The sequence below is a fragment of the Pseudomonas sp. MS646 genome (assembly GCF_036693845.1).
In the GTDB taxonomy this organism is placed as follows: domain Bacteria; phylum Pseudomonadota; class Gammaproteobacteria; order Pseudomonadales; family Pseudomonadaceae; genus Aquipseudomonas; species Aquipseudomonas chlororaphis_E.
The window spans coordinates 5,190,607-5,215,993 of the sequence record NZ_CP144763.1; the positions used below are offsets into that span (position 1 = coordinate 5,190,607).

A 25,387-nucleotide genomic window follows, 5' to 3' on the forward strand; every position below is an offset into this window, starting at 1 on the left:
CCCCTTGGCGAGCAGGTGATCCCTTGTGGGAGCGAGCCTGCTCGCGAATCCCTACTTATCGATCTTGATCTTCGGTGCCCAGGTCAGCCATTCATCTTCGAATTTATCGAACAGCGCGAAGGTCTGCTCCGGTCGTGCCGGGCTGCCCATCCGCTCGCCATCCGGCGTGGCGAAGGCGATGCCGCCCTGGAGCAGTGTCTCCAGCGATTCGGTGCGCACCGTTGCGCCCTTGAACAAACCGAAGTCCAGACCAAAGCCACTGCTGTTCCAGAATCGCGTGCCGCTGCGCACCAATGGCGCGTACTTGGGTTCGATCAGGATATGGATCAATACCCGATCCGCGGTCTGGCCCAATTCATATCCCGTGACCTTGCCCACCGTGATTTCGCGGTAGGTCACCGGCACGCCGATCTTCAACGAGCCACGGCGAGCCGCACTCAATACCAGGCTCAGGCCGGCTTCGGGTACCGCCGTTTCCGGTGGGTTGGCAAGGGCCACGAAGTTCTTCTGTGGCCCCAGGTTCTTCGCCGAAGGTTGCACCTCGATGTACTGGCCGCTTACCAAGGTCTCCAGGTTGGAAGTCTTCATCAAGCCCAACTCGGGCTTGACCACCCAGAACTGCGAACCGACCCGGGCGATGCGCTCCGGCACTTCGGTGATCCGCGCGCTGAGCAGCACCGATTGCATATCGGCGCTCAGATCCACCGTTTCGATCTTGCCCACATCCAACCCTTTGAAACGGATCGGCGTGCCACTGCGCAAACCATCGGCGCGATCGACCTTGATCGTCACCAGGGTGCCTCGCTGTTGTGCCGCTTCACGGTCTTCGAACAGGCGGAAGCGTGGGATCCGCCGTTTCAGCGGCACATTCGGCTCCGGAGTCTCAAAAGAAATCCCGCCGGCCATCAGGCTTTGCAGGGACTCGCTCTTGACCTGGATACCGCCCGTCAAGCCGCCCGTGAGGGTGATGCCACTGGCGTTCCAGAAACGTGTCGAGCCGTTGACCAGTCCTTCGTATTCCTTCTCGATGTGCACACCGATGATCAACTGCTTTTTCTTGCGTGAGAACTGGTAGCTCTGCACCGAACCGACCTTGACCTGTTTGTAGAGGATCGGGCTGCCGACCTCCAGCGATCCCAGGTTCTCGGTGAGCAGGACCAGGTGCAGCCCGGGTGAACGCAGGTCCAGCGGCGGCGCCTTGGCCCGCGCCTCGAACTCACGCTGCGGGGCGCCCCCCTTGTCCCCAGGGCGCACGGCAATGTAGTTACCCTTGACCAACGCTTCCAGGCCGGTGATCCCCGCCAGGGAGATCGATGGCTTGACCACCCAGAACTGGGTGCCGGTGACCAGGTAATCTTCAGCCAGCGGATCCATGGTCAACTCGGCCGTGGCGCTGGACAGGTCCGGATCGACCTTGAGGTTCTTCAGGCTGCCGACCTGGATGCCTTTGTACATTACCGGCGTACGGCCGGCCTGCAAGCCTTCGAAGTCGCTGAGCTTGACCTTCACGCGGATGCCCGCGGCAGCGGCGTCAAAGTCTTCGTAGAGCCTGAACGGCAGGCTCGGGTCTGTCGGCGGACTGTCCTTGCGGCCTTCGGGCGTGGCGAATGCAATACCACCGGCCACGATGCTCGCCAGGGACTCACTACGCACCTTTACGCCCGACAGGTTGGCGTCGATGCTGATGCCGCTGGCGTTCCAGAAACGCGTGTGCTTGCGCACCAGGCTGGCATAGGTCGGCTCGATGAACACCTTGATCTCGACGGTGCTCTGATCCTCGGACAGCAGGTAGCTTTTCACCTGGCCGACCTGGATCTGTTTGTAGAACACCGGACTGCCGCGGTTCAGCGAACCCAGTCGGTCGGCCTTGATGGTCAAGTGCAACCCCGGCTTGGAATCCGACAGCGGCGGTTCCTCCGCCAAGGCCTTGAACTTGCGGGTCGACTCCCCTTCACCCGGGCTGATCGCCACGTAGTTGCCCGACACCAGGGTTTCCAGGCCGGTGATACCGGCCAGGCTGACGCTCGGCTTGACCAGCCAGAAACGCGTTCCGGTCTTCAGGTATTGCTCGACGTCCTTGTTCATCTCAACGGTGGCGATCACGCCTTTGGAGCTGCCTTCATCGTCCAGCGTCAGGGTCTTCACCTTGCCCACCGACATGCCCTTGTAGACGATTTCGGTCTTGTTGGCCTGGATGCCTTCGCCGCTTTCGAAGCGTACGTTGATCTCGATCCCGGTGTCGTTGTAGGCCCGCCAGCCGAGCCAGCCGCCGATGATCAGGGCAATCAACGGCAGGATCCAGATGGCCGACCAGTTCGAAGCCGGTCGGGTTTTTGCGGTAGGCAAATCAGTCATGGTCGTTATCCGACTCCGTGTTATCCCAGATCAGTCGGGGATCGAAGGTTACTGCGGCAATCATTGTCAAAATCACTACGCTGGCAAAAGCGATGGCCCCCAGCCCGGCTTCGACACTGGCAAGGCGACCGAAATTCACCACCGCCACCAGGATGGCGATCACAAAGATATCCAGCATCGACCAGCGGCCGATGAACTCGATGAAACGGTACATGAGGATGCGCTGGCGCGCCGACATCGGCTGGTGCCGTTGTACGGAAAACAGCAACAGGGCAATCCCCACCAACTTGAACGTGGGCACAACGATACTGGCGATGAACACCACTGCGGCGATGGGGATCATGCCGTGCTGCACCAGCTCGATAACGCCGGCCATGATCGTGCTCGGGGCACCCTGGCCCAGCGAGTTGATGGTCATGATCGGCAGCAGGTTGGCCGGAATATAAAGAATCGCGGCAGTGATCAACAACGCCCAGGTCCGCATCATGCTGTCCGGACGACGGGGATGAACCCGTGCGCCGCAACGGGTGCAGGTTTGCTTGTCGGTCTCGGGGTCCTGTCGATTCAACTCATGGCATTCCGTACAGATCAGAATGCCTGCATCAATCGCCCGCATGGTCATCCTCTCCTGATAACGCTTGCCAGATCTGATGCGGTGACATCGCCACTTCCAACCAGACCTGGACCAGCAACAAACTGATAAAGCACACCAGGCCGAGCCCTACGGTAATGGCCGCCATGTCCGCCAGCTTGACGATGGCCACCAGCACGCCCATGAGATAGACCTCAAGCATCCCCCAGTCGCGCAGATGGTGATAAATGCGATACAGCAACAGCCCGTAGCTACGCCCGATATTCAGGCGAATGGTCAACAACACAAGCAACTGACAAAGCAGTTTGAGGAGCGGAATACCCATGCTGCACAGGAACACCACCACCGATATGCCCTGCATGCCCGTATCGAACAGGCCGACTACACCACTCCAGACGGTGTCCTGGGAGGACTGCCCGAGCAGGTTGAGCTGCATGATGGGCAGGAAGTTGGCCGGCACGTACAACAGCAGCGCGGCGATAACCAGGGCAAGACTGCGTTCGACGACATTGTGCCGGTGTGCGTAAAGCTCATATCCGCAACGGGGACACTCGGCTTTTTCGCCATGGGCCAGCCGAGGCTTGCGCATCAACAGGTCGCATTCATGGCATGCCACCAGATCGTTCAGGGGTAGCTCTGACAATCTCTCGGTGTCTGACGGATCGGGCATAAAGCGCTCTGGCTCAGCTAAGGAAGGGCTATTCTAGTGCCCTCGCTGGTAAATAACCGTGCAAATTTATCACGAGCTTCCACTGGTGTTTTATTGCGGGCAAAACAAAACCCCAATTGCTTTCGCAATTGGGGTTTCGGAATTTAATCTTGACGATGACCTACTCTCACATGGGGAAACCCCACACTACCATCGGCGATGCATCGTTTCACTGCTGAGTTCGGGATGGGATCAGGTGGTTCCAATGCTCTATGGTCGTCAAGAAATTCTTGAGCCAGCGCGCTTTTCAGCGTTCCAGCAAATCGGGTATGTGATCGGGTGTGAGCCGCAAACTTTCGGTTTGTTTCGTCTTCACCACACCGCAATCTGGCTTTCTAAGCGCAAATTGCTTGGGTGTTATATGGTCAAGCCTCACGGGCAATTAGTACAGGTTAGCTCAACGCCTCACAGCGCTTACACACCCTGCCTATCAACGTCGTAGTCTTCGACGGCCCTTCAGGGAGCTCAAGGCTCCAGTGAGATCTCATCTTGAGGCAAGTTTCCCGCTTAGATGCTTTCAGCGGTTATCTTTTCCGAACATAGCTACCCGGCAATGCCACTGGCGTGACAACCGGAACACCAGAGGTTCGTCCACTCCGGTCCTCTCGTACTAGGAGCAGCCCCTCTCAAATCTCAAACGTCCACGGCAGATAGGGACCGAACTGTCTCACGACGTTCTAAACCCAGCTCGCGTACCACTTTAAATGGCGAACAGCCATACCCTTGGGACCGGCTTCAGCCCCAGGATGTGATGAGCCGACATCGAGGTGCCAAACACCGCCGTCGATATGAACTCTTGGGCGGTATCAGCCTGTTATCCCCGGAGTACCTTTTATCCGTTGAGCGATGGCCCTTCCATACAGAACCACCGGATCACTAAGACCTACTTTCGTACCTGCTCGACGTGTCTGTCTCGCAGTCAAGCGCGCTTTTGCCTTTATACTCTACGACCGATTTCCGACCGGTCTGAGCGCACCTTCGTACTCCTCCGTTACTCTTTAGGAGGAGACCGCCCCAGTCAAACTACCCACCATACACTGTCCTCGATCCGGATAACGGACCTGAGTTAGAACCTCAAAGTTGCCAGGGTGGTATTTCAAGGATGGCTCCACGCAGACTGGCGTCCACGCTTCAAAGCCTCCCACCTATCCTACACAAGCAAATTCAAAGTCCAGTGCAAAGCTATAGTAAAGGTTCACGGGGTCTTTCCGTCTAGCCGCGGATACACTGCATCTTCACAGCGATTTCAATTTCACTGAGTCTCGGGTGGAGACAGCGCCGCCATCGTTACGCCATTCGTGCAGGTCGGAACTTACCCGACAAGGAATTTCGCTACCTTAGGACCGTTATAGTTACGGCCGCCGTTTACCGGGGCTTCGATCAAGAGCTTCGCGTTAGCTAACCCCATCAATTAACCTTCCGGCACCGGGCAGGCGTCACACCCTATACGTCCACTTTCGTGTTTGCAGAGTGCTGTGTTTTTAATAAACAGTCGCAGCGGCCTGGTATCTTCGACCGGCGTGGGCTTACGCAGCAAGTGCTTCACCCTCACCGGCGCACCTTCTCCCGAAGTTACGGTGCCATTTTGCCTAGTTCCTTCACCCGAGTTCTCTCAAGCGCCTTGGTATTCTCTACCCAACCACCTGTGTCGGTTTGGGGTACGGTTCCTGGTTACCTGAAGCTTAGAAGCTTTTCTTGGAAGCATGGCATCAACCACTTCGTCACCCAAAGGGTAACTCGTCATCAGCTCTCGGCCTTGAAACCCCGGATTTACCTAAGATTTCAGCCTACCACCTTAAACTTGGACAACCAACGCCAAGCTGGCCTAGCCTTCTCCGTCCCTCCATCGCAATAACCAGAAGTACAGGAATATTAACCTGTTTTCCATCGACTACGCTTTTCAGCCTCGCCTTAGGGACCGACTAACCCTGCGTCGATTAACGTTGCGCAGGAAACCTTGGTCTTTCGGCGTGGGTGTTTTTCACACCCATTGTCGTTACTCATGTCAGCATTCGCACTTCTGATACCTCCAGCAAGCTTCTCAACTCACCTTCACAGGCTTACAGAACGCTCCTCTACCGCATCACTTACGTGATACCCGTAGCTTCGGTGTATGGTTTGAGCCCCGTTACATCTTCCGCGCAGGCCGACTCGACTAGTGAGCTATTACGCTTTCTTTAAAGGGTGGCTGCTTCTAAGCCAACCTCCTAGCTGTCTAAGCCTTCCCACATCGTTTCCCACTTAACCATAACTTTGGGACCTTAGCTGACGGTCTGGGTTGTTTCCCTTTTCACGACGGACGTTAGCACCCGCCGTGTGTCTCCCATGCTCGGCACTTGTAGGTATTCGGAGTTTGCATCGGTTTGGTAAGTCGGGATGACCCCCTAGCCGAAACAGTGCTCTACCCCCTACAGTGATACATGAGGCGCTACCTAAATAGCTTTCGAGGAGAACCAGCTATCTCCGAGCTTGATTAGCCTTTCACTCCGATCCACAGGTCATCCGCTAACTTTTCAACGGTAGTCGGTTCGGTCCTCCAGTCAGTGTTACCTAACCTTCAACCTGCCCATGGATAGATCGCCCGGTTTCGGGTCTATTCCCAGCGACTAGACGCCCTATTAAGACTCGCTTTCGCTACGCCTCCCCTATTCGGTTAAGCTCGCCACTGAAAATAAGTCGCTGACCCATTATACAAAAGGTACGCAGTCACAGAACGAAGTCTGCTCCCACTGCTTGTACGCATACGGTTTCAGGATCTATTTCACTCCCCTCTCCGGGGTTCTTTTCGCCTTTCCCTCACGGTACTAGTTCACTATCGGTCAGTCAGTAGTATTTAGCCTTGGAGGATGGTCCCCCCATATTCAGACAAAGTTTCTCGTGCTCCGTCCTACTCGATTTCACTTCTAAGATCCTTTCGCGTACAGGGCTATCACCCACTATGGCCGCACTTTCCAGAGCGTTCCGCTAAAATCAAAGAAGCTTAAGGGCTAGTCCCCGTTCGCTCGCCACTACTAAGGGAATCTCGGTTGATTTCTTTTCCTCAGGGTACTTAGATGTTTCAGTTCCCCTGGTTCGCCTCTTGCACCTATGTATTCAGTGCAAGATAACCATCTTATGATGGCTGGGTTCCCCCATTCAGACATCTCCGGATCACAGTCTGTTTGCCGACTCCCCGAAGCTTTTCGCAGGCTACCACGTCTTTCATCGCCTCTGACTGCCAAGGCATCCACCGTATGCGCTTCTTCACTTGACCATATAACCCCAAGCAATCTGGTTATACTGTGAAGACGACATTCGCCGAAAATTTGCATGCTCAATTAAGAACGCTCACAAATTTTACCTTAGCCTGATCCGTTACCAGTGAAAGTAACGTTCAGTCTATCTTTCTATCACATACCCAAATTTTTAAAGAACGATCCAGTCAAAAGACCAGAAATCAACATTCACCATCACGTCGATGGAATGCTCATTTCTAAGCTTTCAGTTTCAGAAGCAGTAGTGGTGGAGCCAAGCGGGATCGAACCGCTGACCTCCTGCGTGCAAGGCAGGCGCTCTCCCAGCTGAGCTATGGCCCCGTATTTCTACAGGCGTTTCCCACACAAAATTGGTGGGTCTGGGCAGATTCGAACTGCCGACCTCACCCTTATCAGGGGTGCGCTCTAACCAACTGAGCTACAGACCCAATTTCGAGCTTGTAACTGTTAGCGTGCGCTATCAGCTTGGAGCTTAAAGCTGCTTCTAATCGTCTTCTTCAATGAATCAAGCAATTCGTGTGGGAGCTCATGGAGCCGCTGCTGTCGTCGATTAAGGAGGTGATCCAGCCGCAGGTTCCCCTACGGCTACCTTGTTACGACTTCACCCCAGTCATGAATCACACCGTGGTAACCGTCCCCCCGAAGGTTAGACTAGCTACTTCTGGTGCAACCCACTCCCATGGTGTGACGGGCGGTGTGTACAAGGCCCGGGAACGTATTCACCGCGACATTCTGATTCGCGATTACTAGCGATTCCGACTTCACGCAGTCGAGTTGCAGACTGCGATCCGGACTACGATCGGTTTTATGGGATTAGCTCCACCTCGCGGCTTGGCAACCCTCTGTACCGACCATTGTAGCACGTGTGTAGCCCAGGCCGTAAGGGCCATGATGACTTGACGTCATCCCCACCTTCCTCCGGTTTGTCACCGGCAGTCTCCTTAGAGTGCCCACCATAACGTGCTGGTAACTAAGGACAAGGGTTGCGCTCGTTACGGGACTTAACCCAACATCTCACGACACGAGCTGACGACAGCCATGCAGCACCTGTCTCAATGCTCCCGAAGGCACCAATCCATCTCTGGAAAGTTCATTGGATGTCAAGGCCTGGTAAGGTTCTTCGCGTTGCTTCGAATTAAACCACATGCTCCACCGCTTGTGCGGGCCCCCGTCAATTCATTTGAGTTTTAACCTTGCGGCCGTACTCCCCAGGCGGTCAACTTAATGCGTTAGCTGCGCCACTAAGAGCTCAAGGCTCCCAACGGCTAGTTGACATCGTTTACGGCGTGGACTACCAGGGTATCTAATCCTGTTTGCTCCCCACGCTTTCGCACCTCAGTGTCAGTATCAGTCCAGGTGGTCGCCTTCGCCACTGGTGTTCCTTCCTATATCTACGCATTTCACCGCTACACAGGAAATTCCACCACCCTCTACCATACTCTAGCTCGACAGTTTTGAATGCAGTTCCCAGGTTGAGCCCGGGGCTTTCACATCCAACTTAACGAACCACCTACGCGCGCTTTACGCCCAGTAATTCCGATTAACGCTTGCACCCTCTGTATTACCGCGGCTGCTGGCACAGAGTTAGCCGGTGCTTATTCTGTCGGTAACGTCAAAATTGCAGAGTATTAATCTACAACCCTTCCTCCCAACTTAAAGTGCTTTACAATCCGAAGACCTTCTTCACACACGCGGCATGGCTGGATCAGGCTTTCGCCCATTGTCCAATATTCCCCACTGCTGCCTCCCGTAGGAGTCTGGACCGTGTCTCAGTTCCAGTGTGACTGATCATCCTCTCAGACCAGTTACGGATCGTCGCCTTGGTGAGCCATTACCTCACCAACTAGCTAATCCGACCTAGGCTCATCTGATAGCGCAAGGCCCGAAGGTCCCCTGCTTTCTCCCGTAGGACGTATGCGGTATTAGCGTTCGTTTCCGAACGTTATCCCCCACTACCAGGCAGATTCCTAGGCATTACTCACCCGTCCGCCGCTCTCAAGAGGTGCAAGCACCTCTCTACCGCTCGACTTGCATGTGTTAGGCCTGCCGCCAGCGTTCAATCTGAGCCATGATCAAACTCTTCAGTTCAAACATCTTTGGGTTTTGAGAAAACCCTAAACTTGGCTCAGCAATCGTTGGTTACATCTTTGATTTCTCGCGGAGTAACTTGTGATGCTGATAATCTGTTGACTAGCAGTCTGACTCCACAAGCACCCACACGAATTGCTTGATTCAGTTGTTAAAGAGCGGTGGTTGATTCTTTCGTCTCAACCGAGGCGCGCATTCTACAGCGCCTGGTGTTGCTGTCAAGCGGTTATTTAAGAAGTTTTTCAAAGTTTCCCGTGGGAAACACTAACAACTTCAACCACTTGCGCTTTCGATCTCTCGTTAGCGGGAGGCGAATTCTACAGCGTTGTTCGCTGCTGTCAACACCTCTTTTTCACCGCTTTCGATCGAGAGGATCGAACCGTTGATAAAGCCAAACGACAGCGCCTTATCCACGACTTCCGGACTTCGATGAACTGAAGCCCTGCACTGCCTAAAATCGTTTAACTCATTGAAACCCAAGGAGTTTTCCGTTTCGACTGCGCCGGAAGTGGGGCGAATTATAGACGTCTGGAATCTGCCGTCAACACTTAATTAAGCTTTTGTTGCAGAAGGTACTTTCCTGCCCAGCAAACGCGGGATCCGGCGCGTAATCGGCGGCACCCTGAGCAACAAGAGTACAGCGCCTATAGAAGCATAGATCGACCACTCCTTCAGGTCCGCTCGCACGATCCACAGCATGTGCAGCAGTCCAAGCCCCAGGATCAGGTAAACCAGACGATGCAGTTTTTTCCAGCGCCCCCCAAGCCGGCGCTGGCTGTAGCGGTTGGAGGTAACCGCCAGGGCCAGCAGGCCGAGAAACCCGAGCACGCCGACAATAATGTAGGGCCGTTTGCTCAGCTCAACACCCAACTGCGACCAATCGAAGCCCAGGATGAACGCGGCGTACCCGCTCAAGTGCAGCACGACATAAGTGAAACACCACAACCCCAACTGGCGCCTGACCGCCATCCACCCCGCCCAGCCGGTCAGCTTCTGCAGCGGAGTCATGCTCAAGGTGATCAACAAGAGGATCAGCGTGCCCAGCCCAAGCCTGTCCACCAGCACCTTGCCGGGATCAGGTCCCAGCGCATTCATCAACGCCTGGTAAAGCCAGGCCAACGGCCAGACCGCCGCCGCAAGGAAGACACCCACCCGCCACACTGGAAAACGCATCAGTAGTCCTTCCTCAAGTCCATCCCTGCATACAGGGAGGCCACCTCGTCCTGGTAACCATTGAACATCAAGGTATCGCGAACATTGGGACTGAACAGCCCGCTCGGCAACCGACGCTCATGGGCCTGGGTCCAGCGCGGATGGTCGACCGTCGGGTTGACGTTGGCATAGAAGCCGTACTCATCGGCCGCAATGCTCTGCCAGGTGGTCTTCGGCTGCTCACTCACCAGGCTGATGCGCACGATCGACTTCACACTCTTGAAGCCGTACTTCCACGGCACCACCAACCGCAGAGGCGCACCATTCTGATTGGGCAGTTCGCGGCCATACATCCCGACTGCCAGGATGGCCAGAGGATTCATCGCCTCGTCCAGTCGCAGCCCTTCCACATAAGGCCAGTCGATCAGGGCAAAACCGGAACGCTGCCCCGGCATCACCTTAGGGTCCTGCAAGGTTTCGAAACGGATGTATTTAGCCTTGGAAGTAGGCTCGACCTGCTTGAGCAACGCAGAGATGGGAAAGCCAATCCACGGGATGACCATTGACCACGCCTCGACACAGCGCAATCGATAGATCCGCTCCTCCAGCTGGTAGGGCTTCATGAAGTCTTCCAACGCATAGCGCCCCGGCTTGCCGACCTCGCCATCCACTACCACGCTCCAGGGTTCGGTTTTCAAGGAACCGGCATTGGCGGCCGGGTCACCCTTGTCGGTGCCGAACTCGTAGAAGTTGTTGTAGTGGGTCGCGTCCTTGAACGGGGTGATGGTTTCGTTGACGGTCACCGCCCCCCATTGGATAGACGGCAGTTTCTCGGTAAACCACGATGGCGCGTTGCCGGGCTCGACCTCGGCATAACGTGCGGCGTCGGCAGCACTCGCCCAGCGTGGCAGGCTGCTTACGGCCAGCCCGGCCATGGATGCACCGAGTACCTGGCGACGGGAAAGATAGAAGGATTCGGGTGTGACGTCCGATTCACGGCAGTCGGACGACTTGGGGATCTTGATCAGCATGACAACTCCGCAGTATTGGAGGGCAGTTGCACCAATAGACTGCGGAGTATGGGGGAAATTACATTAAGGCAACGTTTAGCGCCGGCGAAGACGCAACAAATACTGAACCGGACCGGAGGCCGCGTAGGCGAGGAAGATCAGCAGCAGGATGCGTGGCGGATCACTGAAGACCACCGCGAACACCAGCACGACCGCCAAAATCGCAACGAATGGCACGCGCCCCTTCAGGTCCAGCTCCTTGAAGCTGTTGTACTTGATGTTGCTGACCATCAGCATCCCGGCCGCCGCCACCAGCAGCGCGACGAGGAACGACATCTTCGAACCCTGTATGCCGTAATCGCTGAACGCCCAGACGACGCCCGCTACCACGCCCGCAGCGGCCGGGCTGGCGAGGCCAATGAAATAGCGCTTGTCCGCCTTGCCTACCTGGGTATTGAAACGCGCCAGGCGCAACGCCGCCCCCGCCACATAGATGAAGGCGACCATCCAGCCGACCTTGCCCATGTCTCCCAACGCCCAACCAAACGCCAGCAAGGCCGGCGCCACGCCGAAGGCGACCATGTCGGACAGGGAGTCATATTCGGCGCCGAATGCGCTTTGGGTGTTGGTCATGCGGGCCACGCGCCCGTCCAGGCCATCGAGCACCATGGCGACAAAGATGGCGATGGCGGCGAAAGCGAAATAGCGGCTCGCCCCCACGCTGTCGCCGGCACTCAATGCCGCCTGGGCACTCATGGAGTTGATGATGGAATAGAAGCCGGCGAAGAGGTTCGCAGTGGTAAACAGATTCGGCAACAGATAGATGCCACGATGCCGGACCTTACGGCCTTCAGCGTCATGGCCTTCTTCGATGTGCTCATCGATGGGCAGCAGGCTTTCGGCGTCAGGAGCCTGGTTTGGCTCGTCGGGGCGTTCGCTCATGGACAGTACCTTGCAACGGTGTGAAAAAATTCGACAGGCGTCTGGGACGACGGTTCGGCCGCAAACGATGCAGCTTTATACCAGAAGCCATCGCCCAAACGAAAAAACGCGGCCGAGGCCGCGTTTTTCGATCAAGCTCGCGACTTAGTTCTTGGCTTTGTCGACGATCTTGTTGGCGCTGATCCACGGCATCATCGAGCGCAGTTGCTCACCGATGATTTCGATACCGTGCGCAGCGTTGTTACGACGCTTGGCGGTCATCGAAGGATAGCCGGTAGCCCCTTCGCTGATGAACATCTTGGCGTATTCGCCGTCCTGAATACGTTTCAGGGCGTTGCGCATGGCCTGACGGGATTCGGCGTTGATCACTTCCGGACCGGTCACATACTCGCCGTATTCGGCGTTGTTGGAGATCGAGTAGTTCATGTTGGCGATACCGCCTTCGTACATGAGGTCAACGATCAGCTTCAGTTCGTGCAGGCACTCGAAGTAAGCCATTTCTGGCGCGTAGCCCGCTTCGACCAGGGTTTCGAAACCGGCTTTCACCAGTTCGACGGTACCGCCGCACAGAACGGCTTGTTCGCCGAACAGGTCGGTTTCGGTCTCGTCCTTGAAGGTGGTTTCGATGATGCCGGTACGACCGCCACCCACACCTGCCGCGTAGGACAGAGCGACATTCTTGGCGTTGCCCGAAGCGTCCTGGTAGATCGCGATCAGGTCAGGGATACCGCCGCCCTTCACGAACTCGGAACGCACGGTGTGGCCCGGTGCCTTCGGCGCGATCATGATCACGTCGAGGTCGGCACGCGGCACGACCTGGTTGTAGTGGATCGAGAAGCCGTGGGAGAAGGCCAGGGTTGCGCCTTTCTTGATGTTCGGCTCGATCTCGTCGCGGTACAGCGCGCCCTGGAATTCGTCCGGGGTCAGGATCATTACCAGGTCGGCAGCGGCAACGGCGGAAGCCACGTCAGCCACTTTCAGGCCATGGGCTTCTGCCTTGGCAACGGTGGACGAGCCTTTACGCAGGCCGACGGTCACGTCAACGCCGGAGTCTTTCAGGTTGCAAGCTTGCGCGTGGCCCTGGGAACCGTAGCCGATGATCGCGACTTTCTTGCCCTGGATGATCGACAGGTCGCAGTCTTTATCGTAGAAAACTTTCATGAATTTCCTCTCTATCCGGCCGTTCAGGCCATTCGCTAATTTGGTTTAGATGCTCAGTACTTTGTCGCCACGGGCAATCCCGGTGACACCACTGCGTACGGTTTCCAGAATCGAGGCAGTGCCGATCGACTGGATGAAGCTGTCGAGCTTGTCGCTGGTACCGGTCAATTGAACGGTATAGACGCTGGCGCTGACATCGACGATCTGCCCACGATAAATATCGGTAGTGCGTTTGATCTCGGCGCGCTGGGCGCCGGTGGCCTTGACCTTGACCAGCATCAGTTCGCGCTCGATGTGAGCACTTTCCGACAGGTCCACCAGCTTGACCACCTCGATCAGCTTGTTCAGGTTCTTGGTGATCTGCTCGATGATCTCATCGTGCCCGACAGTGGTCAGCGTCAGACGCGACAGGGTCGGGTCCTCGGTTGGCGCCACGGTCAGGCTTTCGATGTTGTAGTTGCGCTGTGAGAACAGGCCCACAACACGAGACAGCGCACCCGGTTCGTTTTCCAGAAGCAGGGAAATAATATGTCGCATGATTAGGTACGCTCCGTCTTGCTCAGCCACATATCGCGCATGGAGCCGTCTTTGATCTGCATCGGGTAGACGTGCTCGCTGGTGTCGACCGCAATATCGATCACCACCAGGCGATCCTTCATGGCGAACGCTTCCTCCATTTTCGTCTTCAAGTCTTTCGACTCGGTAATGCGTACGCCGACGTGACCATAGGCCTCTGCCAGCTTGACGAAGTCAGGCAGCGATTCCATGTAGGAATGCGAGTGACGGCTGCCGTAGCTCATGTCCTGCCACTGGCGAACCATACCCAGTACACCGTTGTTCAGGATCACGATCTTCACCGGCAAGCCGTATTGCAGGCAGGTGGACAGTTCCTGGATGTTCATCTGGATGCTGCCCTCGCCGGTGACGCAGGCGACGTCGGCATCCGGGAAGCTCAACTGGATGCCCATGGCCGCCGGGAAACCGAAGCCCATGGTGCCCAGGCCGCCGGAGTTGATCCAGCGGTTGGGCTTGTTGAACTTGTAGTACTGCGCAGCGAACATCTGGTGCTGGCCCACGTCGGAGGTCACGAAGGCATCGCCCTTGGTGACTTCGCAGAGGGTTTCGATCACGGTCTGCGGCTTGATCACGCTACCGTCGCCCTTGTCGTAAGGGAACAGTCCGCGATCGCCGCGCCATTCATCGACCTGCTTCCACCAACTGGCCAGCGCTTCCTTGTTCGGGGTCTCGCCGATTTCCTTGAGGATGGCGACCATTTCGGTCAGCACGCTCTCTACGGGACCGACGATAGGCACGTCTGCCTTGATGGTCTTGGAGATGGAAGCCGGGTCGATGTCGATATGGATGATCTTGGCGTTCGGGCAGAACTTCGACGCACCGTTGATGACACGGTCATCGAAGCGCGCACCCACAGCCAGGATCACGTCGGCATGGTGCATCGCCAGGTTGGCGGTGTAGCTGCCGTGCATGCCGAGCATGCCGATGAACTGGCGATCGGTGCCCGGAAACGCGCCCAGGCCCATCAGCGTATTGGTCACCGGCAGGTTGAGCATTTTCGCCAGTTCGGTCAGCGGCGCGGAGCCACCACCGAGGATCACGCCACCACCCGAATACAAAACGGGACGCTTGGCCGCCAGGAGCATTTCGGCTGCCTTGCGGATCTGCCCGGAGTGACCGCGTACGGCCGGGCTGTAGGAGCGCAGCTTGGCTTTCTTCGGGAAGATGTATTCGAACTTCTCGGCCGGGTTGGTCATGTCTTTCGGCACGTCGACCACGACCGGGCCTGGACGACCGGATTCAGCCAGGTAGAAGGCCTTCTTCATGACTTCAGGGATTTCCGACGCGTGCTTGATCATGAAGCTGTGCTTCACGATCGGCCGGGAGATACCGATCATGTCGGTTTCCTGGAACGCATCGGTGCCGACCATGGTGCTGGGCACCTGACCGGAGATGATCACCATCGGGATGGAGTCCATGTAGGCGGTGGCGATACCGGTGATGGCGTTCGTGGCGCCTGGACCGGAAGTCACCAACACCACGCCGGCCTTGCCGGTGGCACGGGCATAGCCGTCAGCCATGTGGGTCGCCGCTTGCTCGTGACGAACCAGGATGTGGGTCACTTCCGGCTCTTTGAACAGGGCATCATAGACATGAAGAAGAGCACCACCCGGGTACCCATAGATATATTTGACGCCTTCGTCGCGCAAAAAGCGGACGAGCATCTCACCGCCAGATAAAAGCTCCACGTTGTTCACCTCTAAAACGCCAGAATACCGGCCCACGAAAGGGGACGGGTCTTAATAGGTTTACTTCTCGGCAGAGCATGAGCGACGGTGGTCGCCGACTACGTCAGCACTGACTGAGCAAGTATTGGGATCGTCCCAAGTGTTGCGGGCCTTTCCCACCCAGCGCGAGGTAACGCGTTGCGGGTGTAACAGGTCGGCGCGGATGTGCGCCTCATGATCTGCCGAGTGGGCCTGCTTCTGGCAGTCCCTCTACAGCGGACTTTGGATTCTTCTGTTTCGCCCTCTGCAAGTCAAGACGTCAATGTGCTTTATTCGAAGTAAGCGCATGAGAACGCAAGAAAAAACCTATAAACGGCAACTGTGTTAGCTTCAATTGCGCAACCCATGACAAGGAAACAGCATGCGAATGTTCTTCTTGACGGCCAGCCTGCTGGTTGGCCTGAGCCCAATCTGCGTGGCCGGCCAGGTCTATAAATGGGTGGACGCCCAGGGCGTTACCCATTTCAGTGCCCAGCCGCCCGAAGGCGAGCAAGCCGCAACCATGATCAAATCCACCCCACCTGCGCCCGCCAAGGCTGCGTCGCCGCCGTCAGGTGGGGTCGTTGGCGACCAGAAGGCGATCGATCAACAGGTCAAGAAACAGGTCGCCGAGCAGGAAGCCCAGCTCAAGGCGTTCTGCGAGCAGGCCCGGACCAACCTGGCGCAACTGCAGAACAACCCGAGGGTACGGGAGGACGTGGAAGGTGAAATGCGCCGCCTCAGCGACGAACAGCGGCGCCAGCGGATCGATGAGACCCGCAAGCAGATAGAGGAAAACTGCCAGTGAAGAAGGTCAGCTGGCGCGGCTGATCAACTGGTCGAACTGCGACAGCAGCCGCTGCAACTCGGTGCCCTGCCCCGGGCGCTGGGCATAGACCATCTCCGCCATCGCCAGAATGCCGGAGGCGTTGGGCAGCGGCAGGTCGTTTTCCAGGATGGCTTTCATGCGTGGCAGAAAGATCCATTGCAGCCACTGCTCGAAGTCCAGGGTGTCGACCGCGAATGGCTCGACACTGGCCAGTGCTTCGGCCGAGGGCGACTGCTCGCTCCACCAGCCCTGGACCCGCAGCTCCCGCTCGATCAGCAGAAGCTGATCGGCGATTTGGGGAAAACGCGTATCCATCAGAGCGAGACCTTGGCCTTCTGACGAGCCAGGGCCGCGCCAGCTGGATCGCCTTGTTTCTCACGGGCCTGAGCGATCAACTCCCACAGACTGGCCTGAAGTGCCGGACGACCGCTGGTGAAGGTCAGGCCACGACGGGCAAGCTGCTCGGCTTGCGGCGCGTCGCCTTGGGCCATGCGCACCTGGGCCAGGCGATACAGGACCTGTGGCTCACGCGGCGCAACACGCTGGGCACGCTCAAGGCTCGACGATGCACCGTTGAGGTCACCACCGGCCTGTTGCTGTTGCGCCGTGGTCAACAGCGCCAGCACCGGACCGTCCAGCTGTTCATCGGCGGACAAGCCACCCGAGTTGGCCGACGGGATACTGCTCGGCGTCGAAGGCATGCTGTAGCTGCCCTGGTTGATCGGCGACGTCTCGATAGGCCCTGGCGTGATCGGTCCTGGCGTGATCGGCGTGCTGCTGATCGGAGCCGAGGTCGTGGCACCGCCACCTGGAATCATCACGACGACACCGGAGTCGCCCTGGGGAATCGCCTGGGCCTGGCCCTGGGTCGGACGTTTCACCGTCGTCTGCCGGAAACCGCCATTGGCCGACACGCGCTCGCTGTTGGACACCGCCGTGCCGGAATCAACGACCGGAATCGAGCCGCGCTGTACGGTAGAGCAACCACTGAGCAAAGCCACGGCCGTTACCGCTGGAATCAACCACTTGTTCACTTGAAACCCTCTTTGCTTAATTCATCCAGTCCTTGACCCAATCCATCACCGATTCGGCAGGATTCTGGCTACCACAAGCAGCACCGGGTGGAGGCTCGCTGCCGCGAATATACGGCATCTGTACCGCACCCGGGCAATTGGCGTCGGAGCCTTGGCCCGTACGCGAATCCACCCAGGCCTGGACGATATTGTCCGGTTGCGGCATGTCCAGCGGCAACGGGTCGGCCTTGCGCATGAAACTGGTCCAGACCTGGAGCGCGCCGGTGGCACCGGTAAACGGGGTCTTGCCATTGTCGTCGCGGCCGAGCCAGACCACCGCCAGCAGATCCTGGCTGAAACCGGCGAACCAACTGTCACGCGAATCGTTACTGGTACCGGTCTTGCCGGCCAGGGTCAGGGTCCGGGGCAACACGTTATAGACCGAGCTGCCGGTGCCTTCGCGCATGACCCGCTGCATCGCGCTCTGGATCAGGTAGATGGACGCCGGATCGAACCGTTGCTGGATCTGGAACGGATAGCGCTTGAGCGGTTCGCCATCGGCAGTCAGCACACTGCGAATCCCGCGCATCGGCGTGTTGAAGCCGCCGTTGGCCAGCGTCTGGTACATCGCTGCCACTTCAATCGGCGTAAGGCCGCCCGCCCCCAGCAGCATCGATGGGAAGGCCGGCAATTCGCGGCTCACTCCCAGGCGCGCGACGGTCTTGAGCACGTTCGGCACGCCGACTTCAAGGCCCAGGCGAGCGGTTGACAGGTTGTAGGAATGCGCCAGCCCCTGATAGAGGAAGACCGTGCCGTGGGAACGCCGGTCGTAGTTCTGCGGCTTCCAGACCTGGCCATCGGCGCCCTTGACCGAAAACGCCTCGTCCGACAGCCAACTGGTCAGCGTGTACTGGCTGGGTTTTTCCAGGGCGGTGAGGTACACCGCCGGCTTGATCAGCGAGCCAATCGGGCGGACCGCATCCAGTGCCCGGTTGAAACCGGCGAAACTGGCCTGGCGACTGCCGATCATGGCCTGGACTTCACCGGTTTCCGGGTTGGTCACGACCATGGCGGCTTCGACTTCATCGGCGCCCTTGCGCGCGCCGAGGCGCTTGAAGGTGTCATCCACCGATGCCTCGGCCTTCATCTGCAGGATCGGGTCGAAGCTGGTGAAAATTCGCAGCCCTTCTTCGGTCAAGTCCTCGTCTCGGTAGTCTTCACGCAACTGGCGTTTGACCAGGTCCATGAAGCCGGGGAACGAGCTGTCCGCCAGGCTGCCACGCTTGGTCACGCCCAGCGGCATCTTCTTCGCGGCCTCCACTTGCTCGGCCGTCGCCACGCCTTGCTGCTGCAACAGGTCGAGCACCAGGTTGCGCCGCTCGAGGGCGCGTTCCGGGTAACGCCGCGGGTTGTAGGAAGACGGCCCCTTGACCATGCCCACCAGCAACGCCACCTGGTGCAGCTTGAGCTCGGACAACGGCTGGCTGAAGAAGAACTGGCTGGCGAGACCAAAACCGTGCACGGCGCGCTGACCGTCCTGGCCGATGAAGACCTCGTTGAGGTAGGCCTCGAGAATCTCCTGCTTGTCGTAATGCAGCTCCAACAGCAGCGCCATCATGGCTTCGGTGAGCTTGCGGGTGAGGCTGCGTTCGTTGGTCAGGTAGAAGTTCTTGACCAACTGCTGGGTCAAGGTACTGCCACCCTGACGCATATGGCCCGAGGACGTGTTGACCCAGACGGCGCGGGCAATCGACTTGGGCGAGACGCCGAAGTGATGGTAGAAATCACGGTCTTCGACGGCGATCAGCGTATCGAGCAGGAACGGTGGCACCTGGTCAATCTTGATCAGGATCCGGTCTTCCAGGTTCTTGGGGTACAGGCCGCCGATCAGCAGCGGTTCGAGACGCACCACCGACAGGCTGGCGTTATTGGCGCCGGTCAGCGCCGCGACGTAGTCACCGGAAAAACGCACCCGCACCGGCTGCGGTTGCTCCATGCCTTCATAGAACTGGAAGCCACGGGTGTTGAGGTCGACGGTATTGCCATTGACCGAGGCCGCGCCCGGGCCATTGGCGACGCTTTCGCGGCGATAGCCCAGGGCATCGAGTTCAGTCAGGAAGTCGTCGCGGCTCAGCTTCTGTCCGACGAACAGCTCCAGCGGCCTGGCGTAGACCTTGGCCGGGATGGTCCAGCGCTTGCCGGAGAACTTCTCCTGGACCACGGCATCGAGGTAGACCGCGAAACCGGCGAGCACGACGAGGCCGACCAGGCTTAGTTTAAGGGCCCAGCCCAGCCAGGGCCGAAGGCGGCTGGCGGGTGGTTTCTTGGGGGTTCGGGGGGATCGAGTACGAGTCATGGCGGCGGATTATACGCACTTTGCTACGGTTCAACATGAGCCCGATGGCCCCGCTTGGCACCCAGGCCAGCCTGTTTGCGTTCACGACGCTTGCCGCCATAATGACGGCCGTGAATTTTCCCAGACTCTGAAGGATCGCCCGTGAGCCAGTCCCTGATCGCTGCCCTGCAAAACCCGGCCCTCTACCCGCATCCCGTCGAAGGGTTTCAGGTCATCGAGACGCATATTTCCTGGGTATTGCTCACCGGGCCCTACGCCTACAAATTCAAGAAACCGGTCGACTTCGGTTTCCTCGACTTCACCAGCCTCGAGGCGCGCAAGCATTTTTGCGGCGAAGAACTGCGGCTGAACCAACGCCTGACCCAAGACCTGTACCTGGAAGTGCTGCCTGTGACCGGCAGCGCCGAAGCGCCTCAACTGGGTGGCGACGGGCCGGTCATCGAATACGCGCTGAAAATGCGCCAGTTCCCGCAGAGCCAACTGCTCAGCACGCTGCAAGCCAATGGCGAGCTGACCACCGCGCACATCGACGAAATGGCCGCGCAGATCGCCCAGTTCCATCTCTCTACACCCAAAGTCCCGGCCGATAACGCCGCCGGCACCCCGGAGAGCGTGATGGCCCCGGTGAGCCAGAACTTCGAACAGATTCGCCCGTTCCTCAGCGACAAGGCCGACCTGCTGCAACTCGAAGCCCTGCAAGCGTGGGCCGATAGCAGTTTCGAGCGCCTCAAGCCACTGTTCATCCAGCGCAAGGCCGAAGGCTTCATCCGCGAATGCCATGGCGACATCCACCTGGGCAACGCCACGGTGATCGACGCCAAGGTGGTGATTTTCGACTGCATCGAATTCAACGAGCCGTTCCGCTTCACCGACGTCTACGGCGACACCGCGTTCCTGGCGATGGACCTGGAGGACCGTGGCCTCAAGTCGCTGGCGCGACGCTTCATCAGCCAGTATCTGGAACTGACCGGCGACTACCGCGGGCTGGAACTGCTGAACTTCTATAAAGCCTACCGCGCCCTGGTGCGCGCCAAGATCGCACTGTTCAGCATGCCGGCCGAAGCCGATCCAGTGCAGCGCGCCACCACCCTGCGCCAGTACCGCAACTACGCTAACCTGGCCGAAAGCTACAGCACCATTCCTTCACGCTTCCTGGCCATTACCCACGGTGTTTCGGCAGTCGGCAAAAGCCACGTCGCCATGCGCCTGGTCGAAGCCCTGGGCGCCATTCGCCTGCGCTCGGACGTAGAGCGCAAGCGCCTGTTCGGCGAGCAGCAAGTGCCCAACGATCCACAGGCCGGCATCTATAGCAGCGACGCCAGCAGCGCCACTTACGGCCGCCTGCATGAAATCGCCGACGTCATCCTGCGCGCCGGCTTCCCCGTGGTGATCGACGCGACCTACCTCAAGCGTGACCAGCGCGATGCCGCCGCGAAAATCGCCGAAGCCACGGGCGCTCCGTTCCTGATCCTTGACTGCAATGCACCGCAGGCAGTGATCGAAAGCTGGCTGGCGCAGCGCCAGGCCGACCAGAACGACCCTTCCGATGCGAACCTGGCCGTCATCGCTGCCCAGCAAGCCAACCGGGAAGCCCTTACTCCAGCGGAAATCCTTTGCAGCAAACGGGTCCAGACCAACGAAAGCGGGACACTCGACGTCGTGGTCGCGCAGATCCGCCAACGCCTGCCAGGCCTGTAGAAAACTATTTCGGCCGTGAAGCGACGCTCGGCTTCACGGCCGTCAAATAGTGGCACTATACTGGCGTCATAAAACCAACAGGTGATGTGACATGAGCCTTCCCAAGCTTCTCAATACCCCGCTGTACGCCTTGCTGCGCAAAGACGATATCGCCGGCTTCAACAGCGAGCGTCCGCAGGGTCCGGTCGACATGCGTGGCGGCGATTTTCGTGGCCTTGACCTGCGCGAACTGAACGCAGACGACGTGGATTTCACCGACGCTTACTTCCGATCTGCCGATCTGCGCGGGATCGACTTCCGCAAGGCATCGCTGGAGGGCGCGAGCCTGGCCCACGCGCAAATATCCGGTGCCTACTTCCCGCCCGAGTTGTCCGCGGACGAGATCCTGATGTCGATGAACTTCGGCACCCGATTGCGCTACCGCACCCGTTGACGACAGGGCTGCTCCCGATGGGGTGTCAGTGTTGCTGGCGCCTTCGCGAGCAGGCTCGTTCCCTGGTCCCCCCTTCCAGCGCCCCCGCCTGCGCTGAAACAGGCTTGTTGCCGCCTCGATCGTGCGTAATGCCTTAGAAGCTTTCGCAACTAATCCCACCAAAGAATCACGCTTTTCCTACTGACCGCTACACTGCTCAGAAGCTTGCCCACCGCACCGATCGGCCGTCGCAAGGAGGCTCGATGAATGATGAACTGCAACACCTGAAGAATCTGGGCAAGACATCAGCCCAGTGGCTGCACGCCGTGGGCATCCACAGTGCCTCGGATCTGCGCCGGCTCGGTGCGGTGGATGCTTATCGCGCCGTGCGCACCCGCGGTTTCCGGGCTTCCAAGGTATTGCTGTATGCGATCGAGGGCGCGTTGCTGGACGTGCACTGGAATGACGTTCCCGCCGAACGCAAGGAAGCCCTCAATAAACAGCTGGACGCCATGACGACACGGCACAAGTCCTGACGGCCTCTTCGCACCTCGTTGCAGGGTAATTTCAGCGAATCACGAAACAATGTTTGACATGGTAATGAGAATCGCTATGATTACCACATCCGGTCGCGAGACTGGTCGATATTTGAACAGCCCTTGGTTCGGACTCTCAGATATCTCCTCATCAGGCTAATCACGGTTATTTGACCCGGCTTTTGCCGGGTCTTTTTTTGCCCGCAAAAATCACCTTTCGGACTGTTCACGCATCTGCGCACAGTAATCCTGTGACGCAGTGGCCGGGGTGTACCACACGTAATCGGCCATGGCCGGGGTCACGTCGCTGCCCTCCTCGGCCAGCATCAGAACGATCGGCGCTTCATCGGCGCCCAGGTCCAGCATGTGCAACGGTACGCCGAGGTCCTTTCGCCCGTGCCAGGCACCCGCCAACAACAATGCGGGCGTCGGCGCTTGCAGCAGGCGTTCGGCCATGCGCCGGTCACGCTGTTGCTGCACCGCCAGCATCGCCGGCATTTGCGATTCCGGCAGCAGGCCGCAATGGGACTCGCGGATCTGCCCCAATAACACGTCTTTCACGGCAACCGCATTGCTGCGATCGCCCTGCAAGGCCGGCGGCTGCCGATAGAATCGCTGGATTTCGGTGGCATCCAGATTGGCGGCCAGCAACGGGTAGCGCTGTGCCAGGGCAAACTCGACGACGGGCCCATACAGGCTCCAATCCCAACCCGGCGACCAAGCCAGGACGGCGGGCAGGTCGTTGGGCATTGTGGATCGTTGGCGGAGCGCATCCACCCGTGGCTGCTGCGACGGGGTCAGCATTTCCAGCAACAGACTGCCTTGGGCCCGCTCTGCGCCCAAAGCCTGGAGCAACCAGCGCTGCAGCGTGTGATGGTCGCGGTTGTCGTGCTGCTCGCCCACCACCACCCGCGGCGCCACTGCCAGGCGCTCGACCAACCTCTGGGGCGTCACGGCCTGGCCGCTGTGCAAATCCACGATTCGCCCGCTGACCGGGGGCGGTGCGACACTCTGGCAGGCCGCCAGGATGCTCAGTGCAAGCAGCAGAATCAGGCGCATGTCCATATCCTCGACAGGCCCTCAACGGGCAATGATCAACGGGTGCCCGCGCTCCGGATGGGGTTGCACGAGAACTTCCAGGCCGAACACGGCCTTGAGCGAATCCGGGCGCAGTACCTCTTGGGGGGTGCCCATGGCAACCGACTGCCCCGACGCAAGCAGCAACAGGCGATCACAGTAGCGCGCCGCCAGGTTCAGGTCATGCAGGATCACCAGTACGGCGGCGCCGCGATCGGCAAACCCGCGCACCGCTTGCAGGAGGGTGTGCTGATGCAATGGATCGAGCATGGACGTTGGCTCGTCCAGCAGCAGGACCTGCCCCGCCTCACCCGGCCACAACTGCGCCAGTACCCGCGCCAGGTGCACACGCTGGCGCTCGCCGCCGGACAACGCCAGGTAACTGCGCCCATGCAGGTGCGAGGCGTCGGCCGCTTGCAGCGCCGCAGCGACGACCTGCCCGTCCCGCACGCGCCCCGTTTGATGCGGCAGGCGACCCAGACCGACCACCTCTTCGACCCGGAAGGCAAAATCCAGGGTCGAGGACTGTGGCAAGACCGCCAGGCGTCGCGCGCGCTCGGGGCCCTCCCATTGGGCCAGCGGTCGATCATCCAGCCAGACCTGTCCCTGGGTCGGGCGCAAGTCGCCACACAGGCCGGCCAGCAAGCTACTTTTACCGGCACCGTTGGGCCCGAGCACACCGAGCACTTCGCCGGGGTTCAGCCGCAGGTCGATGTCGGTCAACACGGTGTGCTTGCCACGCTGGACCTGCAGGTTCTGCGCTCGCAACATCAGGCGCGCCCTCGCAGCAATAAATAAAGGAAGAACGGCGCGCCGATAAAGGCAGTGACGATCCCTATCGGCAGCTCTGCCGGAGCCAGGACCAGGCGTGCCACCAGGTCGGCGAACAGCAGCAGGCTCGCCCCCGCCAGCACCGAGGCGGGCAGCAACACCCGATGGTCGGGCCCCGCCAGCAATCGGACCAGGTGCGGCACCACCAATCCAACGAACCCGATCAGGCCGGCCGCCGCCACCGCCGCGCCCACACCCAGGGCCGTGCAGAACACCAGTTCGCGCTTGAGCCGTTCGACGTCAACACCCAGGTGAGCGGCCTCGGACTCTCCCAGCAACAGTGCATTGAGCGCCTGCGCCCGACGCGGCAACCAAAGCGCCACGCCCGTGCTGACCAGGAGCAATGGCCACAGCCTGGCGTAGCTGGCGCCGTTGAGACTGCCCAGGTTCCAGAACGCCAGGGTGCGCAGGGTCGCATCGTCCGCCAGGTAGGTAAACAGCCCCACGGCCGATCCCGACAGCGCGGTCAGGGCAATGCCTGCCAACAGCATGGTCGCCACATGCGCCTGGCCGTTGCGCCGCCCCAGGCGATACACCAGCGCCGTGACCCCGAGCCCACCCAGGAACGCACACAGTGACAGTACATAGGGGCTGAACGCTTGCGGGACTCCGCCCAGCGCCGAACCGCCGACAATGGCGAACGCGGCGCCCAGTGCAGCGCCACTGGAGACCCCCACCAGCCCCGGATCGGCCAGTGGATTGCGGAACAACCCCTGCATCGCCACGCCAGACAATGCCAACACCCCGCCCACCGTCAGGCCCAGCAAGGTGCGTGGCAAACGAATCTGGCCGAGGATCAGCTCAGCCTGCTCCAGGCCATCGGCCGACACCGGCAGCCCCGATAACCGCAACGCCGCCCGCACCGTGTCGAGCAGTGGCAGGCTCACCGACCCCAAGGCCAGGGACAGCCAGGTCGCCAGCAGGCACAACAGGCCCAAGCCGACGAACAGGCTTCGCGGCTTGAGCACTGCGGCGCCCGGGCTGGCGAAGAGCGCAGCCACGCGGTTACTCAGACGCATCAGGCGGCTTCCTCAAAGAAGTTGTAAAGGGGACCGAGCATGAACTGGTCAGGGCAAGTATCCTCAGCCAT

20 protein-coding genes, 2 tRNA genes and 3 rRNA genes are annotated in these 25,387 nt (G+C 59.2%); 4 read left to right on the forward strand and 21 right to left on the reverse strand.

What is annotated here, in order from left to right; genetic code table 11:
• Positions 1–51: 51 nt before the first annotated feature.
• The 15 genes from V3H56_RS22875 to V3H56_RS22945 all read right to left on the reverse strand — a co-directional run bounded on the left by V3H56_RS22875 (position 52) and on the right by V3H56_RS22945 (position 15,527).
• The gene (locus V3H56_RS22875; protein ID WP_042729246.1) at positions 52–2,355 is read right to left on the reverse strand and encodes an MlaD family protein; all 2,304 of its coding nucleotides are present in this window, start codon (positions 2,353–2,355) and stop codon (positions 52–54) included.
• Positions 2,348–2,971, reverse strand: a complete 624-nt coding sequence (locus tag V3H56_RS22880) for a paraquat-inducible protein A (RefSeq protein WP_042729245.1) — start codon at positions 2,969–2,971, stop codon at positions 2,348–2,350. The genes V3H56_RS22875 and V3H56_RS22880 overlap by 8 nt, the downstream gene beginning before the upstream one ends.
• Complete coding sequence (locus V3H56_RS22885) at positions 2,958–3,617, reverse strand: paraquat-inducible protein A (RefSeq protein WP_338473900.1); 660 nt, start codon at positions 3,615–3,617, stop codon at positions 2,958–2,960. The genes V3H56_RS22880 and V3H56_RS22885 overlap by 14 nt, the downstream gene beginning before the upstream one ends.
• 147 nt (positions 3,618–3,764) lie before the next feature.
• Positions 3,765–3,880, reverse strand: a 5S ribosomal RNA gene (gene rrf / locus V3H56_RS22890).
• 137 nt (positions 3,881–4,017) lie between these two features.
• Positions 4,018–6,909 (reverse strand): 23S ribosomal RNA (locus tag V3H56_RS22895).
• 246 nt (positions 6,910–7,155) lie between these two features.
• Positions 7,156–7,231 (reverse strand) — tRNA-Ala (locus V3H56_RS22900).
• 30 nt (positions 7,232–7,261) lie between these two features.
• Positions 7,262–7,338: transfer RNA gene (locus V3H56_RS22905), tRNA-Ile, on the reverse strand.
• A 123-nt stretch (positions 7,339–7,461) separates the two neighbouring features.
• Positions 7,462–8,998 (reverse strand): 16S ribosomal RNA (locus V3H56_RS22910).
• Together the 16S, 23S and 5S rRNA genes with 2 tRNA genes alongside form the textbook arrangement of a ribosomal RNA operon.
• Before the next feature lie 300 nt (positions 8,999–9,298).
• Positions 9,299–9,478 carry a hypothetical protein gene (locus tag V3H56_RS22915; RefSeq protein WP_338473901.1) on the reverse strand — a complete coding sequence of 60 codons (180 nt, stop codon included), beginning with the start codon at positions 9,476–9,478 and terminating at the stop codon, positions 9,299–9,301.
• Between the two features lie 72 nt (positions 9,479–9,550).
• Positions 9,551–10,171 carry a protein-methionine-sulfoxide reductase heme-binding subunit MsrQ gene (gene msrQ / locus V3H56_RS22920; protein ID WP_123579610.1) on the reverse strand — a complete coding sequence of 207 codons (621 nt, stop codon included), beginning with the start codon at positions 10,169–10,171 and terminating at the stop codon, positions 9,551–9,553.
• Positions 10,171–11,181 carry a protein-methionine-sulfoxide reductase catalytic subunit MsrP gene (gene msrP / locus V3H56_RS22925; RefSeq protein ID WP_123579609.1) on the reverse strand — a complete coding sequence of 337 codons (1,011 nt, stop codon included), beginning with the start codon at positions 11,179–11,181 and terminating at the stop codon, positions 10,171–10,173. The genes msrQ and msrP overlap by 1 nt, the downstream gene beginning before the upstream one ends.
• Positions 11,182–11,256: 75 nt before the next feature.
• On the reverse strand, positions 11,257–12,102 hold the full coding sequence (pssA, locus tag V3H56_RS22930) for a CDP-diacylglycerol--serine O-phosphatidyltransferase (protein ID WP_047736269.1): 846 nt from the start codon (positions 12,100–12,102) through the stop codon (positions 11,257–11,259).
• Between the two features lie 144 nt (positions 12,103–12,246).
• The gene (ilvC, locus tag V3H56_RS22935; protein ID WP_042728776.1) at positions 12,247–13,263 is read right to left on the reverse strand and encodes a ketol-acid reductoisomerase; all 1,017 of its coding nucleotides are present in this window, start codon (positions 13,261–13,263) and stop codon (positions 12,247–12,249) included.
• Positions 13,264–13,308: 45 nt separating this feature from the next.
• The gene (gene ilvN / locus V3H56_RS22940; protein WP_003205610.1) at positions 13,309–13,800 is read right to left on the reverse strand and encodes an acetolactate synthase small subunit; all 492 of its coding nucleotides are present in this window, start codon (positions 13,798–13,800) and stop codon (positions 13,309–13,311) included.
• 2 nt (positions 13,801–13,802) lie between these two features.
• Positions 13,803–15,527 carry an acetolactate synthase 3 large subunit gene (locus V3H56_RS22945; RefSeq protein ID WP_042728800.1) on the reverse strand — a complete coding sequence of 575 codons (1,725 nt, stop codon included), beginning with the start codon at positions 15,525–15,527 and terminating at the stop codon, positions 13,803–13,805.
• Positions 15,528–15,933: 406 nt separating this feature from the next.
• Here V3H56_RS22945 and V3H56_RS22950 point away from each other — a divergent pair, with 406 nt between their 5' ends.
• Positions 15,934–16,353 (forward strand): DUF4124 domain-containing protein, encoded by a 420-nt coding sequence (locus V3H56_RS22950; protein WP_080922029.1) that lies wholly within the window; start codon positions 15,934–15,936, stop codon positions 16,351–16,353.
• 6 nt (positions 16,354–16,359) lie between these two features.
• On the opposite strand, the gene V3H56_RS22955 is transcribed toward V3H56_RS22950, so the two are convergent.
• The 3 genes from V3H56_RS22955 to mrcB are packed head-to-tail and all read right to left on the reverse strand — an operon-like array spanning position 16,360 to position 19,743.
• A complete protein-coding gene (locus tag V3H56_RS22955) occupies positions 16,360–16,689 on the reverse strand; it encodes a YqcC family protein (protein ID WP_212803037.1) in 330 nt (109 codons plus the stop codon).
• The gene (locus V3H56_RS22960; protein ID WP_338473902.1) at positions 16,689–17,408 is read right to left on the reverse strand and encodes a hypothetical protein; all 720 of its coding nucleotides are present in this window, start codon (positions 17,406–17,408) and stop codon (positions 16,689–16,691) included. The genes V3H56_RS22955 and V3H56_RS22960 overlap by 1 nt, the downstream gene beginning before the upstream one ends.
• Positions 17,409–17,424: 16 nt before the next feature.
• Entirely contained in the window at positions 17,425–19,743 is a 2,319-nt protein-coding gene (gene mrcB, locus V3H56_RS22965; RefSeq protein ID WP_042728780.1) for a penicillin-binding protein 1B, read from the reverse strand.
• A gap of 141 nt (positions 19,744–19,884) precedes the next feature.
• Between mrcB and V3H56_RS22970 the strand changes: the two genes are divergently transcribed.
• The 3 genes from V3H56_RS22970 to V3H56_RS22980 all read left to right on the forward strand — a co-directional run bounded on the left by V3H56_RS22970 (position 19,885) and on the right by V3H56_RS22980 (position 22,389).
• Complete coding sequence (locus V3H56_RS22970; protein ID WP_338473903.1) at positions 19,885–21,441, forward strand: AAA family ATPase; 1,557 nt, start codon at positions 19,885–19,887, stop codon at positions 21,439–21,441.
• Positions 21,442–21,532: 91 nt separating this feature from the next.
• Positions 21,533–21,874 carry a pentapeptide repeat-containing protein gene (locus V3H56_RS22975; protein WP_042728782.1) on the forward strand — a complete coding sequence of 114 codons (342 nt, stop codon included), beginning with the start codon at positions 21,533–21,535 and terminating at the stop codon, positions 21,872–21,874.
• 242 nt (positions 21,875–22,116) lie between these two features.
• Positions 22,117–22,389: a TfoX/Sxy family protein gene (locus V3H56_RS22980; RefSeq protein ID WP_042728783.1), complete on the forward strand. Its 273-nt coding sequence runs from the start codon at positions 22,117–22,119 to the stop codon at positions 22,387–22,389.
• A gap of 210 nt (positions 22,390–22,599) precedes the next feature.
• Here V3H56_RS22980 and V3H56_RS22985 read toward each other — a convergent pair whose 3' ends face one another.
• From V3H56_RS22985 to V3H56_RS22995, 3 genes are read right to left on the reverse strand one after another with little or no spacing between them, the layout of a single operon-like run.
• Positions 22,600–23,448, reverse strand: coding sequence for a ChaN family lipoprotein (locus V3H56_RS22985; RefSeq protein WP_199925085.1), 849 nt, complete (start codon positions 23,446–23,448; stop codon positions 22,600–22,602).
• Between the two features lie 21 nt (positions 23,449–23,469).
• A complete protein-coding gene (locus tag V3H56_RS22990; RefSeq protein WP_042728785.1) occupies positions 23,470–24,237 on the reverse strand; it encodes a heme ABC transporter ATP-binding protein in 768 nt (255 codons plus the stop codon).
• Positions 24,237–25,220 carry an iron ABC transporter permease gene (locus tag V3H56_RS22995; RefSeq protein ID WP_162489262.1) on the reverse strand — a complete coding sequence of 328 codons (984 nt, stop codon included), beginning with the start codon at positions 25,218–25,220 and terminating at the stop codon, positions 24,237–24,239. Before V3H56_RS22995 ends, V3H56_RS22990 begins: the two co-directional genes overlap by 1 nt.
• Positions 25,221–25,387: the final 167 nt, after the last annotated feature.

Bases quoted from the DNA above. Each gene is read 5' to 3' on its own strand.
- V3H56_RS22875 (WP_042729246.1), bottom strand. From the start codon at position 2,355: ATGACTGATTTGCCTACCGCAAAAACCCGACCGGCTTCGAACTGGTCG.
- V3H56_RS22880 (WP_042729245.1), bottom strand. From the start codon at position 2,971: ATGCGGGCGATTGATGCAGGCATTCTGATCTGTACGGAATGCCATGAG.
- V3H56_RS22885 (WP_338473900.1), bottom strand. From the start codon at position 3,617: ATGCCCGATCCGTCAGACACCGAGAGATTGTCAGAGCTACCCCTGAAC.
- msrQ (WP_123579610.1), bottom strand. From the start codon at position 10,171: ATGCGTTTTCCAGTGTGGCGGGTGGGTGTCTTCCTTGCGGCGGCGGTC.
- msrP (WP_123579609.1), bottom strand. From the start codon at position 11,181: ATGCTGATCAAGATCCCCAAGTCGTCCGACTGCCGTGAATCGGACGTC.
- pssA (WP_047736269.1), bottom strand. From the start codon at position 12,102: ATGAGCGAACGCCCCGACGAGCCAAACCAGGCTCCTGACGCCGAAAGC.
- ilvC (WP_042728776.1), bottom strand. From the start codon at position 13,263: ATGAAAGTTTTCTACGATAAAGACTGCGACCTGTCGATCATCCAGGGC.
- ilvN (WP_003205610.1), bottom strand. From the start codon at position 13,800: ATGCGACATATTATTTCCCTGCTTCTGGAAAACGAACCGGGTGCGCTG.
- V3H56_RS22950 (WP_080922029.1), top strand. From the start codon at position 15,934: ATGTTCTTCTTGACGGCCAGCCTGCTGGTTGGCCTGAGCCCAATCTGC.
- V3H56_RS22955 (WP_212803037.1), bottom strand. From the start codon at position 16,689: ATGGATACGCGTTTTCCCCAAATCGCCGATCAGCTTCTGCTGATCGAG.
- mrcB (WP_042728780.1), bottom strand. From the start codon at position 19,743: ATGACTCGTACTCGATCCCCCCGAACCCCCAAGAAACCACCCGCCAGC.
- V3H56_RS22975 (WP_042728782.1), top strand. From the start codon at position 21,533: ATGAGCCTTCCCAAGCTTCTCAATACCCCGCTGTACGCCTTGCTGCGC.
- V3H56_RS22980 (WP_042728783.1), top strand. From the start codon at position 22,117: ATGAATGATGAACTGCAACACCTGAAGAATCTGGGCAAGACATCAGCC.
- V3H56_RS22985 (WP_199925085.1), bottom strand. From the start codon at position 23,448: ATGCGCCTGATTCTGCTGCTTGCACTGAGCATCCTGGCGGCCTGCCAG.
- V3H56_RS22990 (WP_042728785.1), bottom strand. From the start codon at position 24,237: ATGTTGCGAGCGCAGAACCTGCAGGTCCAGCGTGGCAAGCACACCGTG.